General features: G+C 64.9%; 13 protein-coding genes. 7 read left to right on the plus strand and 6 right to left on the minus strand.

Annotated features, from left to right (window positions below):
- Window positions 1-268: 268 nt before the first annotated feature.
- The 4 genes from VGN72_09580 to VGN72_09595 form a co-directional block, all read right to left on the minus strand.
- A complete protein-coding gene (locus tag VGN72_09580) occupies window positions 269-1,249 on the minus strand; it encodes a DUF3307 domain-containing protein (GenBank protein ID HEV7299602.1) in 981 nt (326 codons plus the stop codon).
- A gap of 63 nt (window positions 1,250-1,312) precedes the next feature.
- Window positions 1,313-2,014, minus strand: coding sequence for a hypothetical protein (locus tag VGN72_09585; GenBank protein HEV7299603.1), 702 nt, complete (start codon window positions 2,012-2,014; stop codon window positions 1,313-1,315).
- Between the two features lie 333 nt (window positions 2,015-2,347).
- Window positions 2,348-3,319 carry a hypothetical protein gene (locus tag VGN72_09590; protein ID HEV7299604.1) on the minus strand — a complete coding sequence of 324 codons (972 nt, stop codon included), beginning with the start codon at window positions 3,317-3,319 and terminating at the stop codon, window positions 2,348-2,350.
- Between the two features lie 1,992 nt (window positions 3,320-5,311).
- A complete protein-coding gene (locus VGN72_09595; protein ID HEV7299605.1) occupies window positions 5,312-7,573 on the minus strand; it encodes a hypothetical protein in 2,262 nt (753 codons plus the stop codon).
- An 889-nt stretch (window positions 7,574-8,462) separates the two neighbouring features.
- Here VGN72_09595 and VGN72_09600 point away from each other — a divergent pair.
- From VGN72_09600 to VGN72_09615, 4 genes are all read left to right on the plus strand, one after another.
- Window positions 8,463-10,112, plus strand: a complete 1,650-nt coding sequence (locus tag VGN72_09600) for a hypothetical protein (protein ID HEV7299606.1) — start codon at window positions 8,463-8,465, stop codon at window positions 10,110-10,112.
- 883 nt (window positions 10,113-10,995) lie between these two features.
- On the plus strand, window positions 10,996-11,760 hold the full coding sequence (locus VGN72_09605; GenBank protein ID HEV7299607.1) for a hypothetical protein: 765 nt from the start codon (window positions 10,996-10,998) through the stop codon (window positions 11,758-11,760).
- A 479-nt stretch (window positions 11,761-12,239) separates the two neighbouring features.
- Window positions 12,240-13,175, plus strand: coding sequence for a hypothetical protein (locus tag VGN72_09610; protein ID HEV7299608.1), 936 nt, complete (start codon window positions 12,240-12,242; stop codon window positions 13,173-13,175).
- Between the two features lie 1,575 nt (window positions 13,176-14,750).
- The gene (locus tag VGN72_09615) at window positions 14,751-15,047 is read left to right on the plus strand and encodes a hypothetical protein (protein HEV7299609.1); all 297 of its coding nucleotides are present in this window, start codon (window positions 14,751-14,753) and stop codon (window positions 15,045-15,047) included.
- A gap of 83 nt (window positions 15,048-15,130) precedes the next feature.
- Here the strand turns inward: VGN72_09615 and VGN72_09620 are convergent, their stop codons facing one another.
- Together VGN72_09620 and VGN72_09625 are read right to left on the minus strand one after the other, a co-directional pair.
- A complete protein-coding gene (locus VGN72_09620) occupies window positions 15,131-16,417 on the minus strand; it encodes a hypothetical protein (GenBank protein HEV7299610.1) in 1,287 nt (428 codons plus the stop codon).
- A 1,014-nt stretch (window positions 16,418-17,431) separates the two neighbouring features.
- Window positions 17,432-18,034, minus strand: coding sequence for a hypothetical protein (locus VGN72_09625; protein ID HEV7299611.1), 603 nt, complete (start codon window positions 18,032-18,034; stop codon window positions 17,432-17,434).
- 310 nt (window positions 18,035-18,344) lie between these two features.
- On the opposite strand from VGN72_09625, the gene VGN72_09630 reads away from it, so the two are divergent.
- The 3 genes from VGN72_09630 to VGN72_09640 all read left to right on the plus strand — a co-directional run bounded on the left by VGN72_09630 (window position 18,345) and on the right by VGN72_09640 (window position 21,848).
- On the plus strand, window positions 18,345-19,391 hold the full coding sequence (locus VGN72_09630; protein HEV7299612.1) for an IS110 family transposase: 1,047 nt from the start codon (window positions 18,345-18,347) through the stop codon (window positions 19,389-19,391).
- 775 nt (window positions 19,392-20,166) lie between these two features.
- Window positions 20,167-20,895: a hypothetical protein gene (locus VGN72_09635; protein ID HEV7299613.1), complete on the plus strand. Its 729-nt coding sequence runs from the start codon at window positions 20,167-20,169 to the stop codon at window positions 20,893-20,895.
- Between the two features lie 629 nt (window positions 20,896-21,524).
- The gene (locus VGN72_09640) at window positions 21,525-21,848 is read left to right on the plus strand and encodes a hypothetical protein (protein HEV7299614.1); all 324 of its coding nucleotides are present in this window, start codon (window positions 21,525-21,527) and stop codon (window positions 21,846-21,848) included.
- The last annotated feature ends 159 nt before the right edge of the window (window positions 21,849-22,007 follow it).

Here is a 22,007-nt window from a genome sequence, read left to right on the forward strand (position 1 = left end):
ACGAGGCGTGCGAACTTCGGGCGTGCAGTTCGTTCGCGCTACGGCTCTGGCCAGAATTTAGACGGGTGCTCGGCGTCTGCCAGCTGCGATCCCACTGCTGCGAGGTCCACGCTGGCGGAACGTGTGGGGAGTCTGCGTGCCGGCGCGATCGGACGCGACGCTATCGAGATCGCCAAACGGATCGCCGCGTGCTGCGTCCAACGCTTCGCCCGCCGTGGGTGACGCATGGAACGGTCGTCTATTTGCATCCGAGGAGTATGTCATGGCGTCATTGAGAGGCTGGAACCGAGTCCCGCGTCGCTGTCGTCGGCGATGACACGGGTCGCGACGTCGTTGACGGCGCCGTTGCCGGAAGGGAGGTGAAGGCTGACGGCCGTGCTGTTTCGGGCCGGATAGTGGCCGTAGAGGGCGTCGTCGCAGTCGCCGTAGCCTGTAACGAGGGTTCCAAAATTCTGGCCGAGAGCATCTGCGCGAGTAGGCCGATGGCGACGGCCCATGCGACGCTCATCAATGTTCCGATCAGGACGTATTCGGGTTCTTTGCGGGATTCGGCAGTGGCAGTGTCGCCCGTTTTTATTTCGCCGAAGCGGAGGATGGTCTTGGCAGTGATCAAAAAGCCGAGTGCCGTGTACTGATTTGTGATGACGAATAAGAAGATCAGGAAACGCTCGAGTTGCCCAATCAGCTTTCCAGCTCCCTCAAAGCCCCGCAGTGGCGGTGAAATAACATTCGCGTCTCGCTGCGGCTGTAGCCCCTCTTGAAACGGCTTCATCCGGATTCCGATGACCACGCCACCGGTCCAGACGGCCAAGACCGTCCCGGTCACGTGGACGAGGATCGTTAGGTACAGGTCCACGGACATAAGGCGGTGCCACGCCGTCTCGCATAGGCTGAGACCCGTTCGTGCGACAACCACGACGAAAACAACGATGACGATGATGTGCAGCAGCTGATCCGCCGCTAGTTGAGCCAGTTTTCCCGACCACGTCTCGGCTCGCCGTTTATATATCCAATCAATCAGGAAGTGGGTGATGGCGACGCTGACCACGGCGAGCCCAAGGATTGACGCTTGCGAACGAGGGTGCAAGCCTAGGAAGACGACGATGCATACCGCGTGGATCAGTGCATGTTCGATATTTCCCCAGACGCCGGCTTTCTTGCGTTCCAACGCCCGGTCAGTCTGCAGGACAAAGTCTGCGCAGACGTGAGCACTTATCAGACATATTGCCAGCTGCCACGCTTGACTCACAAGTCACACCTCAATAAGCCATAATGCTTATACAGATGAGTTATAAGCGATTTGGCATGTTTTCTATCCATTTGACGAGCGATTTGCCCAGACTGTTTCAAAGCGATCTAGCAGCCCGTTGATCGCTCCCCATTCGGCACCGCGAAGATGCTGGGCGACTCCGGCCTGCCGAATCGCAGGATCCCAAAGCTCCCCGATCGTTTCCTGTTTGATGCTCCGTAGCGCCCCAGTAATCGCACGAGCACGCCCGGCAGACCAATTCTTCTGCACGATCGCATCCAGGAGCAATGCACAGGCATCCCAGGCAAGCGAATCAGCGCTTGACGGGTCGGGACCCATGAACCGCACCCGCGCCCGGGCGTGAGCACTGCCGCCCGTAGTCATCTCTTGCAACAACCTTCCCGACCCACGGAAGGCTGGCCCTTCCGCCTCGGACACACGCTCACCAGGGACGAAATCGACGGTACCGACCGCGATCGCCATGCGGGTATCAAATCCGCGGAGATTCATCTCGGATAGGAGATAGGCACGATAGAACAGCCCTACTCGAAAAACTCGGCCGGGGTCGGCGACCAACATCTGCCAACTATCCCCACTGAAGACCTCGACCTCTAGCGGCACATCGTGACGAAAGTGGAGCCGAATTTGACGGGATGCCTCGTGCATCACGTCCAGTAGCCGCGCACGCGCGTTAGGCTCAAGTTTCGTCGATCCGACAACATCACCGGTGATGACGCCGTACAACTTTTCCGGGACAACCTCCACGGGTGATCTCCTTCGCCCATCCTCACCGAGCAGTGCCTTTGGCGACGGACGCGAAATGCGATGAGGCGATGCTCTGCAATCGTCCGGTACGTGACACCATTGCACCCAGACCGGTATTATGGCGCGGGACGTCGAACGGCAAATTTCACACCGCATGCCAGGTGACTACGCGAAACCCCGCCGTTAGGCGGCATCTCCGGTGAGATTACGCGGAGACCCATTTTGATTCCAGATAAGGCCATTCGGCATCCTCTGCCGCGCGAATAACGACGGAAGCTTCACCGACTTCACGATCGTGATGGACACCCTCACTTCTACGAACGAACTGTCGCCTTAACCGGGTCGGGTGGTCCGCTGCGCGGTCTCCACAACCATCACGACAAGCACGGTAAAATAAAAGAAGCGGAAGATCGCGTAGACGACCGCGAACCCCTTTGCAACGGTCGACGCCGGCGTGACCTCACCCGCGCTGGCCTGAAACATCTCCATCACCGCTTGGTAGAGAAACGTGGACAGCGGCACCGTCGCCGAGGCGGCGTCGGGCGTCACGTCGCGGACCTTCCCGCTCGTGACGGTGAAGAACTTCTGTTCCGCGCGGTAACGGATCGCTGCCCGCCTGATCGCGGGCCCGGCGTCGACCACACGATACCCGCCGTCCTCCGCTTGTTGCACGCTGGGCAACCCGCGGGCATCGGCCAGTTCAACCTCCCGATCGCCGTGGCTCACGTGGTAGACGACGTACTTGGCCTCGCGAGAAACGATGAGTTCCACGGCGTCGGGTGCGGCGACCAGGTTTACCACAAGGCGGCTGCCGCGCTTGACGCCCGGTCCCGTAACGGCGTCTGGCGAGGCCATCGAGACCCGCTTGAGTGCTCGGTATGCGACGCCGAACGAGTCGTCCGCGCTTGCGGCATCGGCAAGTAGATCGCGCGAATTGATCAGTCGGTCGCGGGCGACCTGATCTTCCGAGACGATGAACGCCAGCGGGTCACGCCAGTACAACGCGAAGTTCACGCAACCGGCGAACACGGCTGTCGCCATCGCCGCTGGGATGAGGACCGCGTACATCTGGTACGGGCCGAGCGTTGCGCGGGCGTGTTTCCAAATCCGTGCGACCCGCACCATGCAGAGCAGGGAGAGGACGGCCAAGAACATCGGGAGTCCGACGGCGAAGAACAGTCGCCTCCCGATCGCATTGCCGCTGGTGCCGTAGGCGAACGATAGCAGGATCGCGAGGGAGACGCAGCCCAGGACGAAGATCGTTATGCTCGGCCAAGCCCCTCGGAACAGGACGCGAAATAACAAGGGCCAGCGCACCTTATCCCGAACGCGGCGGATACGGTCCCAAAGTTTCAATCTGGTTACCTCCCGATACCTAAGCAATCTCCCCCATGACGAAAGATGATCGCGGCCGGCTCCCTGACATCAATTCGAAAAAGCTGAGATCCTATAACCGCGCGTCGCGTCCGCGAACGCAACCCGTCGGGTCGCCCACAGGATGGCTTCTGGGACGGCTGTGAAGCCGCGATTCGCGCGGACCGATCTCGTCGAGGCCCCGCCGCGCCGCCTCAATGTTTCGTCCCCCGCAACGTGTCTCCCTCCCCGCAAGCTTTCGGGCTGCTCGAAATGGAGGAGCGCAGCGGCACTCGGCACGCCGCTGGCGACCGCCGTCAAAGCCGTAACGTGGTCGCGCGAAACCCGGTCCCGCCGCGCCCGCATCGGGAACTGCCGAAAATCGTGGTGCCGGACGACTATTGGTACGACCTCACGGACCGCGCGCTCCACCTCGTCCGGCCGTGTACCGGACACGCAGTGCTCCAGACGGCCTGCCCAGCCCGAATATCGCCGACTCTCACCCTGGGAAAACGACGGGTGGCACCGATGTTAGGGGTACAGGACATACGAACGGAATCTTGATGATGGCGCCTTGGACGGGCATTTTTTCGATCCGCCGCCGGTGTGCTCGATGGGGGTCACGCCAGCGTGGGGGCTCGGACCAGCAGCGACACCTTGCCCCCAGGGCATGGGCCGGCGGCAATATGCGCGCTTCGCGCGACCGTAGGGGTGCTCAGCGGTGAGCAGGCAGGCGTCGTCCGCGCCGTGCGGCACTGCGCAGCCGTGAGCGATATGCCCCCGTACGTTGCCAAGTCATGCGACCCCCGATCGCTGCGCCGACCGGCCCCGGTGAAGCCCGCAACGCGTCCCGCGTGGGCCGCACCGCCGCACCGCCGCACCGCCGCACCGCCGCGCGCCGCGCGTCGGGTTCGGCGGGGGAATCTCAGCGTCAATCGTACGTACCCCCCCCATCCACCATGGGCCGTGATCGATGCACCGTGGGCCGAGCGCGGCCCCACGCGGCACCTGGGATCGCACGCTCGACCGCGTCTTGACGGGGCGTCCGCCGCCCCGTTCCGGTCCACCGCCTGCCGGCGACGGCGGCGTTCAAGCAATCGGCCGACCGCACCGTCCGGCGGTTGCGCGCCGGCGGACGGCCCCGCCTGCAATTCTGCACAGGTGACGGACGACGTCTGTGCAAGATTGCACAGGGCGACAGGGGCAAGATCACCTGCGCAGTCCTGTACAGGCTCGACCGGTGCGAACGCGCCCCGTGCGAGGAGGCGCAGGGCCGTTAGTAGCGCTCTGGGGCTCCCGCTCGGACGACCGGCTGGGGGCGGCCCTCCGATGCCCGATCACGCCGGCCTCCGCTGCGCTCGCTCCCGTCAGGTCCGACGTGGGCCTTCCACGCGTCGCGGGGTGCGCCGTATGATCTGGCGAGGTGCGGCGCGTGAAGCAAGACCGAGGGCCGCCGGCCCGCCCGCGGGCGTACCGCTCGCGCCGTCCCCGTCGGATCTTTTGCCCGACCACCGTCTCCCATCGAACGGGGTCGCACCGCCCCACCCCCACACCCCCTACGACCAGCAAACGGTTTACGGACAAAAAGTTACTGCGATCCTGCGCGCGCCGCCACGCTCACGGTGAGCCGCCCAATCAGTGTACGGTACACGCGTTTCTGACACAGCAACCCGCTCTGCGAGCGGCGCGTGTGCCCCGCCCCTCAAAGGCACCCCGCCATCCGGGCCATCCAGATCACGACGAGCCGCTACCTCGTTTCGTCGCGTAAACCTTGGATCCATCCGTCCACTTCGAGTGCAGGTGCATGCTCGCCCGTACGACCAGCGTACGGCGCATCGACTCCCTGGTTGACCGGCCAATCAATGATCGTCCACTGCGGGCGGAACCTCGCTTACTGCGCGCCCGTCACAGCTAGGATGGCACGTGCGGGCGTTGCCCGTTCGATCACGTCATCGCAAACATCGGTCTCTCGTCACCCCGGCGGGCGTCGCCTGGCGGGTCGAGGCCGTCCGGCAACCCTGTTTCGTCGATGGCGGGCACCGCCAGCAACGTCGAAGGCATCGACGGCCCACCACCCAGCAGGGCCTCGGACTCTATACGGGATTGTGAGAGGAGGACGGGGGAACCACTGCACATGGCCACCGCATCGCCGCAGCCCAGCAGGTCGGTGCCGCCCAGGCGGTATCGGCGGCAGTACCCCTCGCCCAGCTTAGAGCCGTCCGCCTCGTCGAACGCGCCGGAGTGGTAGGCCCGGCTCGTGCAGATCAACGCGCCGACGCGCACGAGCAGGTCGATCGCGTCGCCGACCGCCCGCCCGCTCGTGCGACGGCGCCAGTGCCGCAGCATCCCGCCGAACGCCCGCGCCGGCATCGGTACCCCCTCGCGGACCTGCGCTCCGCCGAACCCGTGCTCGCGCAGGGCCACCGCCTGCGCCACCTGGCGGTCAACGACCGCAGCCGGCACCGCGCCCCTCTCCCACAGCCGCTGGTTCTTTGCCGCCGTCAGGTAGCAGATCGCCACGCCCGCATAGGTGCTCGTGCCCAGGTCCGCTGATCCGACCCCCAGCCTCTTCAGGCCATTAATCACGGCCGCAACGTGCGCGTCGCTGAAGTGCTCGATCGCCGTCGCGCGGGCCACCACCCCCTCCGTCTGGGTCGCCGCTGCCCGATGTCGCTCGAACGCGTCGACGATCGCCTCGGCTCCACGGTGGCCCAGCGCGATGCTGCCACGGCGACGACCGTCAGCGCCCCCGGGGTCGACGTACCGCTTGGCCCCCCATCGCAACGCGTGGCGCAGCCGCGTGCGCCGCGCCGCGTCGCAGGGCCGCCCCGCGGCGACGTGTTGGTCGTAGTACCGATGGGCCAAGTCCTCGTCCATCCGGCCCCCCGTCGTGCGCAGAGTCAAGAACGCGACCGCGTCCGTCTGTTGCAGCTTGTCATGGCTGCGCAGCATCCGCCACAAGCGCGGCGTCAGCAGCGGCCGGCCTCCGCCCCGTCCGCTCGCGTCCCGTTGGGCGGCCTGGGCTTCCTCGTAATCGTCCTCGTCGCCCATGGCCAGCAGCTGCCTGATCCGCTCGTCCTGCTGGCGGGCCGCCTCCCGGGCCTGAGCCGACGAACGCTGTGACAGTCGGTCGATGGTTGGACGGACCGACCGTTCCGGCAAACGCTCGCCCATCAGCCTGGCCAGGTCGTTGGGCACGAGGGGGACGGAGCGTTCGAGCCAGCCGGCACAGCGTCGTACCGCGTCGTGCTGCGACCGCAGCACCGCCGCCTCGCCATCACCCGTGCAGCCCCCGTCCCCAACGCCACCGCTCCCGTGCGCCGGGCGGACGCAGGGGATCAGGATCGTCGAGTGCGCGTCGAACCGCGGCTCGGTGCGCGGCTCCAGGGCCTCGCACCGGTGGAACAGCCGTCCCTCATAGTGGGTCGTATAAAAGGCGTACGCGTCGGCCCGCGGCTGAAGGTACGCATGCTCGTCGCCTCGTCGGTACAGGTATGCCGCCTGCGGACGCGGCTGACTGCCATCGACCGGCCAGGGACGGGTCAGGACGTGCTCGGCGGCCAACGAGGGGTCGAAGCGCGGGTTATCGACGGTGGGGTGGCGGCCGCCCTTGACCGCCTCCACCCGCTCACCGTTTGGCCCGGGCCAGCAGTGGCCGACGAGTGCGGCGCCAAGGTCGCGGACCCAGGCGGCCCGCCCTTCGAGCGGCACCGTCGTGAGGTCGATCAGCAGATAGATGCTCGCCCCGTTGCGGCGCGACGGACCGACGAGCCCCCGGCCGCCGAAGTGCGTTAGATTGACCGTGCGCGCATAGGCGACCGCGGCGTCGCTGGGGCGCCCGTCACGGGCAGGGTTCGTCCCGTCGTCGGGACGCTTGTGGTCGACGTCGACGCGCAACAGCACCCGTGCCGCGCCATCCCGGTTCACCGCGAGCATCGCCCGCCGGCCCATCACGTGATCGGCGAACGCCCGCAGCGTCAGCGTCCGCCGGCGGCGCAGCCCGTTCTTGAGCTGGATCGGGTACGGGTTGGCTCTGGGGTTCTGGCGGAACGGGCCGCGGCCCCACGCATCGGTCCGCCACACGTCGACGCGGTCGACGAGGGGACACAGCAGCTTCCAGAGGCGTTTGAGCTCGGCGCGGAACGTGGGGTCGAGCGCATCGAGGGCGTCGGGGCCGGGGACGGGGAGGATGGCCGGGAGACTCACGGGGGAACAACTCGGCGCAGCACTGGGACCGGCGAGGGCGTCGACGATCATTGCCGCCGCTGCGTCGGCCGCAGGTGGACGCACGGGCCACGTCGCGGGTGCCGCCCCGCTCGCGCACGCGGCGAGCATCCCGGGGGCGGTGCCACGTGGGAACGGACACCTTTATCCTCATCGGACAAACCCGTCCGGCTCCTCCACCGAACCGCGACGGTGAAGCCTCTGCCCTGCCCCGCCCCCGGATGCCCGTCGTCCGCCCCCGTGATGCTGACGAATTGACCGACGACGAGGAGCCGCGCGTCGCGTGCGGTCTCAGAAGATGGAGACTTCCGCGTAGGACGGCTAAGCACCGCCGAAAATGGAATCCAGAATAGGTGCGCGGACGCGGCGGCTCCAGGCTGCGCCGATCGTCACTTGCCCGCGCCGTGTCGGCGCCACCCAACGTACGTGGGCGGCAGCGAACCCGTCGGCGAGAGGACGGACCCGCGCGGACGTGCCTCCCTACTGGGGGGTGGGGGGCTTTGGGATCGGCGGGCGATCCTCCAGCCGCAACAGGGGTATGGCAGGTCCTGACGCAAGGGTCTCAGTGGCCAGCGAACGCCACCGGGGGGGGGTGGTCTGGCAACGGCGCGCGGGCTTCAGCAACGAGGCGGGCTCGCGAAAAAATATCCGGGAACGGCTCTAGCACCTGCTTGCTCGACGGCATCATTATCGGATGCAACCGCCGCAGGCGAGAAAAAGGTCAAAAATCTGCTGATCTTGCCGTGGCAGAGCCCGACGGGTCGCATGTTGGGATTTGGCCCCTTAACAAAGACCAGCAACGGCATCTTGATCCCAACTCTGCCGCCCTCAGAGCGCTACCGACTTGTGCAGGGGATGATACAATCGCCACGTGGAGCCTGAGGTCGAACAGTTTCTGCGGCATGCTTTCGAACAGGCTGGCTCGAGCAGCTTTTCTTTTTCCAGCGTGGCGGGCCGGGGCGACGGCCTATGGGAAGCGGCAATCGCGGCCCGTCACGGAATGCTCGCCTTTGACGATACCGAGCGCGGCCATCTCACAAACCGCGGGATGGAGTTCGCAACGTCGAAGCTGCTCGCTCGGGGGGCGGAACCGGGCGCGCAACCCGCCGCGACCATTACTGCGCCCGGAACCACTCAGACGTACAGCGAGACGTTCGGCATCGGGGGTCGGCTCGGGCCGCCGGCCCCGCGTAAGCTGTTCAGCAATGAGTTTTTCGCGCTCGCCGCCTTTGCCGCCCATGGCGAGGACTGTCGCGTGGAGCTAGAGGACATCTCACTACTTACCGGCATCGAAGGGTGGCGCGTGCTCCACGCAGTGAAGGACCTCGAATCGCACGCTGAGATCGACGGCATGGAGGTGCCGGGCACCGGGCGATTGACGGACGGGGGATGGGCGTTGGCTCGTCGACTGGAGGCCGAGCGGCCGCAGTTTGCGACGCTCCGCCGCGAGATGTCCCGGCGCGTCGCGCAATCATGCGAAATCAGGTCCGGCCTCAATGACCCGGCGGCCCTGGGCGACGACGAGCGCGCGTTCCTCGCCGCGATCGCCGCCGATAATTTGCTGGCGTACGAGCCGTGGCAATCGATTGCCTCACGTGCTGGGCTGGCAGGCGACGCCCAGCGGGCGAAGGCCGCCTACCGCGGGCTCGTCGAACGGGACCTGCTTTCGGCCGACATAGGAGACCCGGACCGGCTGCGGACGACCCTGCCAGGCGCGGACCTCGCCCGGAGGTTGGCGGCCGCTGCCAAAATGGGGTCACCCGCCGCTGATCCTGATCCTCAGGCGGCGCGCGAGACGTTCTTCGAGCGGTTCAAGCGGGCCACGGATCACGAGGTGATCGGCGGGCTCACCGCCGATGCAATCAAATGGTCCGTGGTGTTCGTCATCAGCCTGCTGATGATCGGCGCGGTTGCTCTAGGGTATGTCCGCCGCGACTCGAAGTTCGTGCGTCTGGTCACGGCGCAGTTCGCTGATTCGTCTGTCGTTGAGGCGGGCATGGCCGATACCCCCGCGCCGTCCGCCGCACCTGCCGTGCTACCCGACTCGGCGACGCTCCATGTTACGGGGCCGCAACCAAGTGGCACCACCCCACTGGCTCAGCAAAGCACTGCCCCCGCCTCGGTTCCGGCCACAGTACTGACCGAGCCGCCCGCCGCCATAACTCCCGGCGCTCTGCTCCTGGAGATTGAGGTGGGACCGGGACCTCAGCACGGACAGGAATCCAGGGCGACTGACAACTTTTCCGTCCGCGCTCCTGCCGGCGCCGTCAAGATGTTTTGGACGGTGACCGGTGGCGGTGACGCCTCGACGGTCCGGTTCAATCTCACCGAGGACGTGCTGTCCGAGGACGGCCCTCGGACGCTTCGGCTCCAAGACCTCCGCGATATTGGCCGCGACCAGACGGTGTTACCCGCGCTGCGCCACGGTGCAGTCACCGACCTAGCTACCGGTGACCGGCTGTACATCAGCGGCGTTTCTGGCGCGACGAGCCGATTTACTATCCGCGTCTACGCTCACTGATTTTCGACTGCGTGCTAACAAGCGGTCGTACCGGGGTCCCATCGATATCGCCGATTCTGGGAAAGGCCTTGGCCGCCGACGTCAGGTGGCTGTTGGCAATCAATGCGTAGCCGGACGGGGCCGTCACTCCGAATTCGCCAGCGATTGGCCGCCAAAAGCGATGCGGGATTCTACCTACTGTGACGAAAGATGAAAGAGACAGCCGCTGCCAACGCATGCTAACGGGGCGCCTTTCCTCGGGTAACAATGCGTACGCGCCTTGGCCGCCCGCGACCACTGTCCTGAGGCGGAGGGGGTCGCAATTCACAATCCGTGCGAATCGAGGCGAGGCAAACGCTTCACGACAAGTCATCTATGCCGCCTTTGTAAGTGGGACTCGGGTGGGGATCCCTGACCAGGACCCTGTACGGTACATGGGGATTTCGGGCCGTGACGACCCCTTGCTCGGGTTAGTCACCTCGGTCGCCGCAACCTCCGGTCCGTCCACATCAGTTCCATCCGGGTCGACGACGTCGCGCTCGCGTTCAATCGGCTAGGAGCGGCAGGAACGGTCGGTCGAGGACTTGCTGAGAGATTGTGACGACGCGGTGACATCTCGAGGCGAACTGTGCGAAAACCTTTCACCTCGGTACTGAAATCGGTTCAAATAATTAGTGGACTTTCAATTTTAATACTGACGTTTCGCGCGCCACCATGTACAACCCCGCAGCGCGGCAGGAGGCAATTGTATGCGGACACAACCGTATCGGCCGCATCGCATGTACCCGACTGCCGTTGTTTAAACTCTGGAACTCTCGTCATCCCCTGTGACTCCGACCCTGCCCTGCTCAGGCGAAGAGCGTGCAGTGGCGTACCAGCCAACCAATCGTTAGGAGATTATCGAATGGATCAGAAGAAGATCACCTCAGTGGCCGGTTGGGCCGACGACGTGCTGAAGACCTGCACTCGCTATCTCAACGACGTGTCGGGCGAGATCGTTTGCTCGATTTGCGATCGCCCATCGGTGGAAGATCTCGAGACCACTGACCGTTGGTATAACTATGAACTGCTACTGCTTGAGATATACGTCGAAGCCGATATCAGCGTTATTGAGGCATCGAAACGACCCCTACCGCCGGACTGGAACGAAGTCTTGAAAGCCGTTCGGACCGCCTGTGCGGTGCGAGGCGATGCGCCGCACACCTTCGACGGCACACCGTACGCGACAGCGCTGGAGTGCGTGCCCACGCTCTGCCGGAAACTCTCCCACGGGCGTCCCGAGTGGCAGAATTCCATCGGTGAGGCACCTGCCCGTTCCGACGACCTTCTCACCAGCCAATTGGTGGTCGAAGGCCAGCGATACCTGCAGCGACTTGTTCAGCGACGAATGTGCCTATCGAGCCTCGAAGCGATGCGCATCAGAGTGCGTTCGGAACTGTCGCTGTTGGCGCGAGCTGTTCCTACGGCCCGCGCGCGACCGCGGGAACAAGGCGCGTACGGCGCGATCCTCGAAGCCCTGAGGCGTCGCGGTCCCTTGGATGGCCAGGCCTTGATTGACACCACTGGACGATCAAACCTGAAGCCGGTCCTCGCGGCACTAGTGGAGATGGGCGACCTCGAACACGATGGGCGTCACGGCTACCGGCTCCCCGAGCAGTCCACGCCTTGAACCACGGCGCCGGCTCGCGGCCACCGACGTGTTCGTGCCGAGCGTACCTCGGCCGAGGATCGGACACGACGGGACGAAAAGCTCGCTCGTCTGAAAAGTATCTCGGAGTATCACTGACATTTGCGGGGAATTCTCCACACTGCTCCGCGTTGGCGACAGGCGTTTCCCGCACACCCGAACCGAGCGACGCGGAACCGGACGTCGGGCTCCACCGCTTAACGATTCCGAGTGTCGCCGGCCGTCGGTCAACGAAGGAGTTCAACATGAGCGACACACATGATTCGGGATCGAAGACTTCCTCCGGTAACGCCCTTGAGGCATGCACGGAGCCGACTTCCTCCTGCGGCGTGGGCAATGAAATGGCCGAACGGCGTCATCAGGATCACGACGGAACCGCGAGGGCCGAATGTCCCGTCTGTCATTCGGCCAGCCCGGTTGAGGCGAGCGGCTGCTCCAGCAAGGGGCTTCCGATCGAGCCCTTGGCAGCGTATCGCACCGCCTCGTTCTGGACCAATGCGGATAAGCTTCTCGTGCACGAAGCGTCGGGCCGTTACGAGTGGGTCCAACGTGAGAAGGAACTGGTCGGGTCCCCGCGGTGGCTGGAACAGCTATCGTTGTACGTGGGTCGGCTCGTCGACGGCCGCGCGTTCGTCGCGGAAGTGCGATCGAGGGCCAAACGTGCCAGGCATTGCCGGGTCTATCCGTCGCTCGAAGGCCTCGTGAGACATCTATGGCGCGGCCCCGGCAGCCACGCCGGTCTCCATTACGTCATGGCCGAGCTCGGGCTGGTCAGGCTGGACTTGCCGGCGATCAGACGCGTCGATGACGCGGTCACCGCTCACGCTGCGCGGCGCGATGGCCCCGAGGTACCTCCAACGGCTTCGGACCCATCGTTCGACTGGCTAGCAAGCACGCGCGTCACTCGAACGGAGAAGCCCGCTTTTTGCACGAACAGCGTGCGACCGCACGGGTACCCGCGCGCCACGTTCGAGAGCGACGACTTCTGCGTGCATTGGCCGTGTGGGTGGACGGACGAGGACGCGGAGGACCTCCCGGCGCCCCCCGAGGGGGCAAAGTATCTCTCGGCCGTTTCCAAGGATCCGAGACTTCACCTCGAGGTGCGCGAGGGAGACGGCAGCCAGCGTACCGTAGGCGTCTCGTCCGATTACCTGGCGAGCTTCAGCCGCCATCACGACACGGTCGTCGACCAGTGCGTGGTGGGCGAGACGGAGGACGATCGGTTTTACGTCTGCGAGGACCTGGCCGACGAGAACTGGTGTGCCCGGGTCTACGGTAACATGGGTGACCTGATCATGGACTTGTGGCGGGAGGTCGAACAGGAGCCGATGGCGCTCCCGCTACTGTACAAGCTGGGCGTGCTCAAAATAGATCGGGCACGTCTGTCGGATTGGTGAGGACGTTGGAAGGGCTGAACGCCGTCAACCGCGTGCCGCGGAGGTCGCTGAGGACCTCCGCGGCACGCTTACTTCGACCCGATCTTAACAGGCGACCACCGTCTAGGTGCGCAGCGGGTCGCGATCCACGACCCGTGCGACCCCCGCGCAACGCAACCTTGTCAAAACACGTCGTTTATGCCACGTTCGAAAACGCGACTCGCCCTGGGCGTCGTGAGCCGGACCATGTACGGTACATGGGGGCATGGGACCGGCGGCTACGCCCCGTCGCGAGCGGCCTCGACCGGCCGCATCGCTCCGCCCGCCGACGCGCTGCGACCGGCCCTGCCAAGCGGCTTCGCTTCGCGGCGACCGCAGCGCCGACGCCGCCGCTGCGCGATCGTGTGCCTGCCGCCCTTTCCGGCCCCGTGGACGTGGGACTTCCGTGTGGCGGAGATGCGCGTTCGCTGCAAAGCGAGGACGCGCGTCGCTTCGGGCGACGTACCGCCGGGCGGAATGGCGTCGGCAGCGGCCGGGGGTCGCATCACCTCACCGCCGCGGGACCATGGCCCCGCGCCTCTCGGTCGGGCCGCGCCTTCTTCGTCACGTGTCGCGTGGGGACCACTCAGGTTCACCAATGGGACGACCGCTGCACACGGCCCCCAGTCGGAAAAAAGAAAACGAAACTAGGTCCGCAGCCTCGACGGCTCCGCCGCGTCGACGCGCAGGCGGCACCGTATTGCCCCGCTCGCAGACGCAGCACATGCGGCGACGGCCCGTCCGCCCAGGTGTGAGCGACGGCCGAATGCCCAACGGGGGCGCCCCGGGGGGCTTTGGGATCGGCCCGCGACGCACCGGGGGGACCAGGGGTATGGCGGGGCGCGACGCAAGGGGCTCAGCCGAACGGACGCCCCCCGGGGGGTGGTCTATCCAACGCGCGAACGGGCTTCACGACAAAGGTCGGGCTCGCGAAAAAATCGGGGCTGGTTGTGTTAATGATCACGTGTTAGTGTTTCCGATTATCGGACGCGAACGTTGGTGGCCCCAGTAGAAGCTAGTCGCGTCGGCCAGCAAAATCGCGATCGTCTCGAAATCGTGATGCGACCTCGTGGCATCCCTCGCGCACCCGACAGTCTTGATCTTGGCCCTCTCCAACGCGATGTTCTTCTCGAAGCCCATGCGAACCTCCCATGGTACGAGAGCCGACATTCGGCTGTGTCGTCGACGGCGAGCTTAAAGGCGCCGCTCCGAACGAGCTGAAAAGCCACACAGTTGTCTCCCCGAGGACCCGTTACCGCGCCAGCGTGGCGTCGACGAGGCATCGGCGCGTCCGTCCTCCCCGCCACGACCGATGACGCGTTCAACAAAACGGCGGCTCGTTCTCTATCAGTCAACCGCTACTGTCGAACTTGGGCTCGATTCGTTTGGGTGAATCGCTGGGTGCCGCACGCCCGTCAAGTAGCGTATCGATTCGGCGCAATCAGCTGCCTGGGATGACCAGGTGCTCCATGCAGCGGTCCGGCGGCCAGGTATGCATATGAACCCCGCACCTTACTATCATCTGATACGGAAGAAACGACTCCTCACGCCATTCGGATGGGTGCTGCATTCGGTTTCAACGGCGACGGGAAGGCGACCGCGCGGGTCGCACTGCTGCCGCACGCGCCGCCCGTGGCGGCCGGGGCGGTGGTGCTGGCGGACAGCAACCACGACTCGGCCCTGCTGCACCGGGACGCGGCCGGTCAGGCGGGCACGTCGGGGGAGTGCGTGGCTGGCGCCCCCTACGCACCCGCCCGAGTTGGCTTGTGCGGTTGCGATTGGAATATTGCCCCCAACGCTGGCGACGACGGAAATATATTGGGAACGGGCAGGTTCACCGTGTCCTCCCGATGAACTGCCGGCCCGCTTCCGCCCGATCGATCGTGATTTGCCGCTCAACATGTGTCGGCGGCATTCAACGTGCAGCCGTGCGATTCCTACGCGATCACTTCAGGTCCGACGTAGGTGTCGGTCTCGATGGCGCGTGCAAGCTTCGGCGCTTCGTGAATCAGATGGAGCATCATGCCGTCCCCCCAGTCTGCGGCGAGCATTTTTAACTTCTCGGTAGCTTCATCGATCGTGTCGCGCACTTCTGTTTGGAAGCCGCCGGTCTTGGGATCTGGTTGGCTCGGAACGTCGCTTTGGACATGTGGGACGATTCGACCATCCGCAGTCTCTCCGAGGTAGCCCCGTTTGTAAGCGATCGCCTTCCGATGAGCCATCGGCATCCGGACGACGCCCAGAAGCACCGGCTCGCGTGCACCCTTTTCGTTGATCGCGGACAAAATCATTCCCTCGTGCACGTACGCCGGCCGCAAGTTAGCGAACTCGTCGTCCGCCGTGGCCCACCAATCTTCGGAAGGACCGGTAGGTGTTGCCTTGCTGCCGGAACGTTCACCGCACCTGAGGAATGCCTCTCCCGCAACCCGGGCAAGATGACGCTCGTCACGCCAGTGCCGCCGCTCGCCTTCACCGGACCTCGTATCGCGAACGACCATTGCCCAGCCGCAACGCGCGGCGCCTCGCATCGGCGCGTGCGCAACGGCAACGCCGTCCACCACTAGCCCGCTCTTGTAAAGTTCGGTGGATGTCCGATGAAGCGCGACCCACACCATGTTCGCCGTGCCCCATCGCAGTTCACGTTCTAAATCTTGCGGCACCTCCCCGAAAAGGGCCAACGTGTAGCCGGGTGCGGTTAATCCCGCCAGCAACGGGCGGTCCGCGCGCCTCCGCGCGAGACGGTCCGCTTCGCTGATGCTCAGCGGCACGTCAGTTTGCGGCTCGTAGCGTAGCGTTACGAGTTCCGCGACCGCCGAACGGATCGACTCGGTCTTGGCCGTGGCGCAAATCTCGAGCGGGCCCCCCTGCGGCAATGTTCTTGTCGGCGTGACACCTGCGGCAATCGCCACCTGCATAGTTAGCTGCTTGGCAACGTCGCCGCTATGCCCGAGCAATCCCCGTGCCGTCAGCCCTTCCAATAACGCGGCAAGTGACTCCGCGTTCAACACCCTGGGTTCGGTACTGATCCTGGCAAGGTACCGGCCGTCGACCGCCTTTCCTATTGCGACCGGAAGATGAAGCGATGACTGATCGGCGGACCAGTATACGGCCGCAAGTTCCCGCTCGACCGTGATCACATCTTCCTGCGCCGCAGCGTTGAACGAAGTTCCAACACCTGACACGACTACGTGTTCGCCTTCAAAAAACTGATCTGACGTGCTCATGCGAATCTCCAAACAAGCCTCACGTCGCCGCACGACATGGACTATACGACTCTCTAAGACGCAACCACTCAGTTGCGACCACGGCAGGTGGTGCGGCGTGCGGCACCGGACACACGTGCTGACCAATCGGGGGCGTCACGTGACGACACGCCTCTGACATGACGAAGTTCGTCAGAGGCCCGTACATTTACCGTAAGGCAACAGGCATCATCCGGACGGGACGACCGTTGTCAGTGTTACCTAGTGATACTTATGCGGGCGCTGCAGAACGCGGTTGACCACAAATACGGCATCGGGTTCGCCGCCGTCCCTGTGCTATGCCAGTGCCTCATGGCACTCGAAGAGTGCGAGGCAGCCGTGGCGGCATTTGAACGAAGTGATCGCCATGTATCCGGGCGATGCGTCGATATGACGCGCGGCGCTGGTGACACCGTAAGTGGCGAAAAGCCGACTCCGGTTCATTATGCGGGCCGCCTCGACCCACGTGCGGATCGTCTTTCGCGCGCAGTCCGAACTTCAGCGCCAGCGTAGAGAACGCTGCACATTCCGGAATTGGCCAGCTCGCCCGACGGTCGGCGGCCGAAGCGGCACGTCGGCGGCGTACGCGGTCGCGGTTTTCGAACTCTCACTAAGGTTGTGCGAGAAGTGGGTTACCGTCGACTAAGCTGACATGCGCGATATCCTCGACATCATGTCTTCGCATTTTCGCCTTGATTGACTAGGTCTTTGCCACGAAAGGAACAGCCCTTCGCCTAGCTCACCGAAGTGCTTCTTGTCTTATACAGCGGAGAGGACAAGACACCGGTCGAACTTTTCTTTAAAGCTTCGCTCGATGTTTCCCCGTGATGTCGCACAATCGCCGCCATGCGCCGCAATCACTCAACACACTGGAGATAAGCCGACTCGTGAATACGCGTAAGATGTTTATCCCATACTCACTCGTAGATCTTCAAGATCGCGGCGGCGTTTTGAGGAGCCTGCGCTGTCCGGTATCCGCGGAAAGTAATCTTCAGCTCACCCAAACCATTCTCGGGCTCGGCTGGTATGTCCGCGGACGGCGTTTCTCCTGATCGCATTCAACATAACGTTAAAGGCGAGCGGTGTCTGCTCGGGATTGAGCCTATCAAACGCTTTGTGGAAGAAGGCGTCGGCATGCTCAAATTGATTTAGCTCCTCGTAAAGACTGCCAAGGTTGATGTAGGCCATGGCGAGCTTTATCTGATCCAGAATGTTAAGCGCCTCGAGAATCTCGATTGCTTCCCTAAACTCCACTTTTGCCGCTTCAAACGCCTTGCCCGCCAGATATGCCAGGGCGAGATTGTTTGCCTTCGTGGCGCATTCTTCGGAGTATTTGCCGTGATTCGACTTGGCCTGCCGATAGCTTTTGAGAGCAGTCGGGACCGGCCCATCTCGCATACCGAGAATTGCGAGTTTCGCTTCGATGCCCTTAATCACCCTTCGGTTTTTTGCCTCGTTCGCATAGCGCTTGGCTTTACGATAAGCGCGAATCGCCAGTTCGGTTTCAGCTCGTCGCTCATTGATGTTTCCCAATTGAAAATAATGGTCTGCTGCCTTGGCAATGAATAGGCCGCGGCTGAGCTTGGCGGCTTTCAACATGATGATAGCGGCGAGCGACGCTTTGTGAGCCTCGTCATAAGCGTCTCCAGCAACAAACCACTCCGCGACCCGAAGGCGTTCACTGGCCGAGCCGACGACCACTAGAACTACGGTAACCTCCCCGCGGCCGCGGACCAGTGCTGAGAACCCATGCAATCCCACCGCTGACGTGTGAAGATCAGCGGCGTCCCTTACCACAGGAGGACTTCATGGGTTTCCCGAAGATCATCGCTCTGGACCTGGGCAAGTTCAAGACCGTCGCCTGTGTGATGGACACCGCCACGCGGGCGCATCAGTCGAGACGATCGCCATGTCGCCGGCCGACATGCACGACCTGCTCGCCCGCCACGTCACCGCGCCCGACCCGTCCGACACGCTCGTCTGCTTCGAGACCTGCGACACCGCCGGCTGGGTCCACGACGTGTGCGCCGCGCTGGGCACCGCGACCACCGTCGTCAACGCCAACGACGAACGCTGGCGCTGGCGACGCGTCAAGCGCAAGACCGACCGCGACGACGCCCTCAAGCTCGCCCGCCTGGCGCTGCTGGACCAGCTGGGTTCGGTGCACATGCCCGCGCCCGACGCCCGCCAGCGACGCCGCCTCATGCTCCACCGCCGCTCAGTCGTCAGCCGTCGCACGCAGAGCCGCAACGCGGTGCGCGCGATCTTCAACCAGCAGGGCTTGTCGCTCGCCAGGGGTGGCAAGCAGTGGACGCTCGCCGGCGTCGCGCAACTGCGCGAGCACGCCCGCCCGATCGCCGCGTGCGCCGACGTGATGGACCTGTGGCGCGGCCGCCTTGCGGTCGAGCTGGACCTGATCGCCGCCACCGACGCGCAGCTCAAGCTCCTCGACGACAAGCTCGACGAGCTGGCCAACCTCGACGCCCGCACGCAGCTGCTCCGCACGTTTAAGGGCGTCGGCCCGCGGTTGAGTGAAGCCGTCGTGCTGTACCTCGACGACGCGCGCCGCTTCAAGAGCGTCGCCGAGGTCGCGAGCTACGCGGGGCTGGTCCCCAAGCAGATCGAGAGCGGCCAGATGAGCCGCAACGGCCACATCACCGGCCGCGGCCCCGGGCTATTGCGCAGCCTGCTGGTCGAGGCGGCGTGGACGGTCTACCGCTGCCACGACTGGGCCCGCGCGTGGGTCGACAAGGTCAGCCGTGGCGCGAAAGGTCCTGATCATCTGCTGGGGCATGCTCAAGACGAACACGCCGTTCCGCGAGCCGACGATGACGATGCCGACACGCGAGATGACGATGCTCGCGCGCGAATGACGACGACCGGACCCGTGACCGGCGACAGTTGCTTTGCCCCAAGGCGTGCGCGCCGTGCGTACGGGCCCGACGACCGCGACTAACCATATGGAGGCCGCGACCTCCGATGCAGCGAATGCGGCGTGCGGGCCTTTGCCTGGGTGAATGAGGCTCGGGACCAACGAAGGCGTCCCCGATGACCATCGAATAGTCGTCTGAAGCGCACCGGCCGCCACCGGCGAAGCGACCCGAGAGCCGACCACGGAAGCGAAACGCGTCTGGTAAACGAAAAGACCGCCGCCACGGGGCGGAGCGGGAAGAGGGTCTGCGCAAGTTCTACACTTGACCCCAAACGGGATTCATAGTCGGCGTGTTAGTCGCCCGGCCCTACAGCCGCAACTCGGTGAACTTCGGCACCCATCGTGTCGTTCCAGGCATAGCCTGGAAACCATCGCTACGAGGCCATAATTCCAATCCAGGAAGTTGGCCGGCGCAAGTTCGTCAAAAGTGACGATGTAAGTGCGGCGTGCATCCTGCCCTATCTGGGAACCGAAGCATTGACCTTGCCTTGGATGCTCACCGCATGGGGGGGTCGGCTGTCGGTGTGGCGAGGTTGACGAACCGGGAGGACGACCACGGTCATACGCCTAAGGGGGTCACGCGCGGGTCGTCCCAGCGGTCCCCGCGCCTCGACCCGCGCGGCAACCGACTCGCGCGCTTGGCCTTAGCGGCGCGCCCCTGCCTCCCGTCGGACGCCCGTACCGGCGACCGCTTCCCGTGTACCATACACGCCGCCCCCCGACCGGATTCCACCTGTTTCCGCTTGACATCGGATGCGTGTCAATGGCACCATCGCGGGCCGACACTGTTTCCGTGTCAATGACGGTCCCATCGGAGGGCGACGCTATGCTGTTCGAATTTCGTTTCTTGGGACGGACCTCGCTTGGTCGGCGTTCCCCGCGGACGTCGTTGGCGGGGTATGCGCGCTGTGAACGGCGGCCGTGGCGACCGCTGATCACGTCAGTTGTACTGACGTGCAGCGGCCTGCTGGCCGCTACGTTGGGGTGTGATCAACAGAGTGACCGCGGTTCAGCCAGCAACTCGGGCGCCCCCACGCCGACCGCCGCCCCGATTGCGGTCACGGTGGCCCCCGCGGACGCCTATCGCCAGCGGATCGCGCCGCTCGTGGAAGAGCTGCAACGGATGCGCGTCCTGAGCGACGGCCCCTCGCAGGTCGCCCCCGCCGAGTTCCGCCGCCAGATGCGCGAGGTCCGGCTCCGCCGCGACCAGGCGGCGGCCAGCCTCGCCGCCGCCGACCGCGCCCGCCCCACCTGGGCGCGCGTGGGCAAGGCGATCGACGCGCTCGATGCGATTGAGCGCGGGCTACAGCGGATCGACAACCTCACCGCCGAGGCGCTGGAGCGGAAGGCGGCCCTCCCCCGTGACGGGGTCACGATGGAAGACGCGCCAGCGCTGATGCAGGGGATGCAGGCGTCGCTCGCCGCCGTGCAGGAAGTCGCGCGGCTCGACACCGAGATCGCCGACAACCATGTCGTAGCCGGGGAGCAGATCAGCCGCTTGGAGATCGAGTTGGGCGACGAGAAGTAGTTCATTTGCACGACAGGCATCCTGCACCGTTCGGTCGCACGACCGCGCACCCGTGACCGGTCCCCTGGGGCGCGGGGTCAGGCAGACGACCCGTCCGCAACGTTTAGACACACGTGGCCATGCCGATCCGAGACACGGTGACCCTACCGAACCCCTACCTCACTTTGGGCGTCGGTCGCTCGGCGACCGTCGCCGAGATCCGCGCGGCCCACCGTGCACTCGTGCGCGCCTGTCACCCGGACGCCGGTGGCGGCCGCGACGCTGACGCGCGGCGGTTCCAGGCCGTACAAGCAGCTTGGGAATCCCTACGGAACGCGGGACGCAGAGCCGTGATCGACCGCCGCCTAGACGAGGAGGCTGCGGCCCGGCAGAGCCGCCTGCGGAACCGGCCACCTCACGAGGCTCCGCCGAACGCTGAGCCGGCGCCGCGGCCGCCCTCCACGGTGCCGCCGACCCCCGCTCGTCCAGCAGATGACGCGGCTGCAGCCGCTGATGCGCCGCGTTCGCGGGAAGGGCAAGATCCCTGGTCGGTCCGGTTCGCGCGACGGTCCAAGCCGGTGCGTCCCAGTCCGGCGCAGCAGGCTGACAACCGTTGGAACAACCCGCCGACGGACGTCGCCGACGGTGGCATGGCCGACCCGTCCGGACAGGAGGCGTCCGCGGATTATTTCGTCGCGGAGACGACGCCCGACGCTGACAGCCGCCGTCCTTGGAGGCAGCGACGGTGGCGTCACGCAGCTTCGAAGCAGTTCCGCAGGCGCCACGTCGTGATCGGGGCAAGCGTCGCGGTCGGGCTGGGCATCGCGACGCTGTTCGCGACGTGTGACTTCGTCACGGCGACCGGGACCCTCGCCTCCGTACTCAGCCTTCTGCTGTTCGGCCCGCTAACGGTGATGGCATTGGTCGATATTTGTCGAAGACTGAGGCATGCGATCGCGCATCTCAGGAGCTGACAACGCCGTAGCAAGCTGCTGAGCCGGTGCGGTTAGAACTTGAGGGGGATCACGTCGTGACCGATGGGGCACCTTGTGCGCCCCAAGAGGGACCGGAATTCATAGAACGATTAGGTTAAATAGTGACGTCACCGAGCGCAAATGCAATACGGGCGTGGG

The organism is Tepidisphaeraceae bacterium, from assembly GCA_035998445.1.
In the GTDB taxonomy this organism is placed as follows: domain Bacteria; phylum Planctomycetota; class Phycisphaerae; order Tepidisphaerales; family Tepidisphaeraceae; genus DASYHQ01.

What these genes read in the sequence shown, in the direction of transcription:
- VGN72_09630 (HEV7299612.1), top strand. Translation starts at nt 18,345, where the DNA reads ATGTCGCCGGCCGACATGCACGACCTGCTCGCCCGCCACGTCACCGCG.
- VGN72_09615 (HEV7299609.1), top strand. Translation starts at nt 14,751, where the DNA reads ATGGGTGCTGCATTCGGTTTCAACGGCGACGGGAAGGCGACCGCGCGG.
- VGN72_09625 (HEV7299611.1), bottom strand. Translation starts at nt 18,034, where the DNA reads ATGTTGAAAGCCGCCAAGCTCAGCCGCGGCCTATTCATTGCCAAGGCA.
- VGN72_09605 (HEV7299607.1), top strand. Translation starts at nt 10,996, where the DNA reads ATGGATCAGAAGAAGATCACCTCAGTGGCCGGTTGGGCCGACGACGTG.
- VGN72_09640 (HEV7299614.1), top strand. Translation starts at nt 21,525, where the DNA reads ATGGCCGACCCGTCCGGACAGGAGGCGTCCGCGGATTATTTCGTCGCG.
- VGN72_09635 (HEV7299613.1), top strand. Translation starts at nt 20,167, where the DNA reads ATGACGGTCCCATCGGAGGGCGACGCTATGCTGTTCGAATTTCGTTTC.
- VGN72_09620 (HEV7299610.1), bottom strand. Translation starts at nt 16,417, where the DNA reads ATGAGCACGTCAGATCAGTTTTTTGAAGGCGAACACGTAGTCGTGTCA.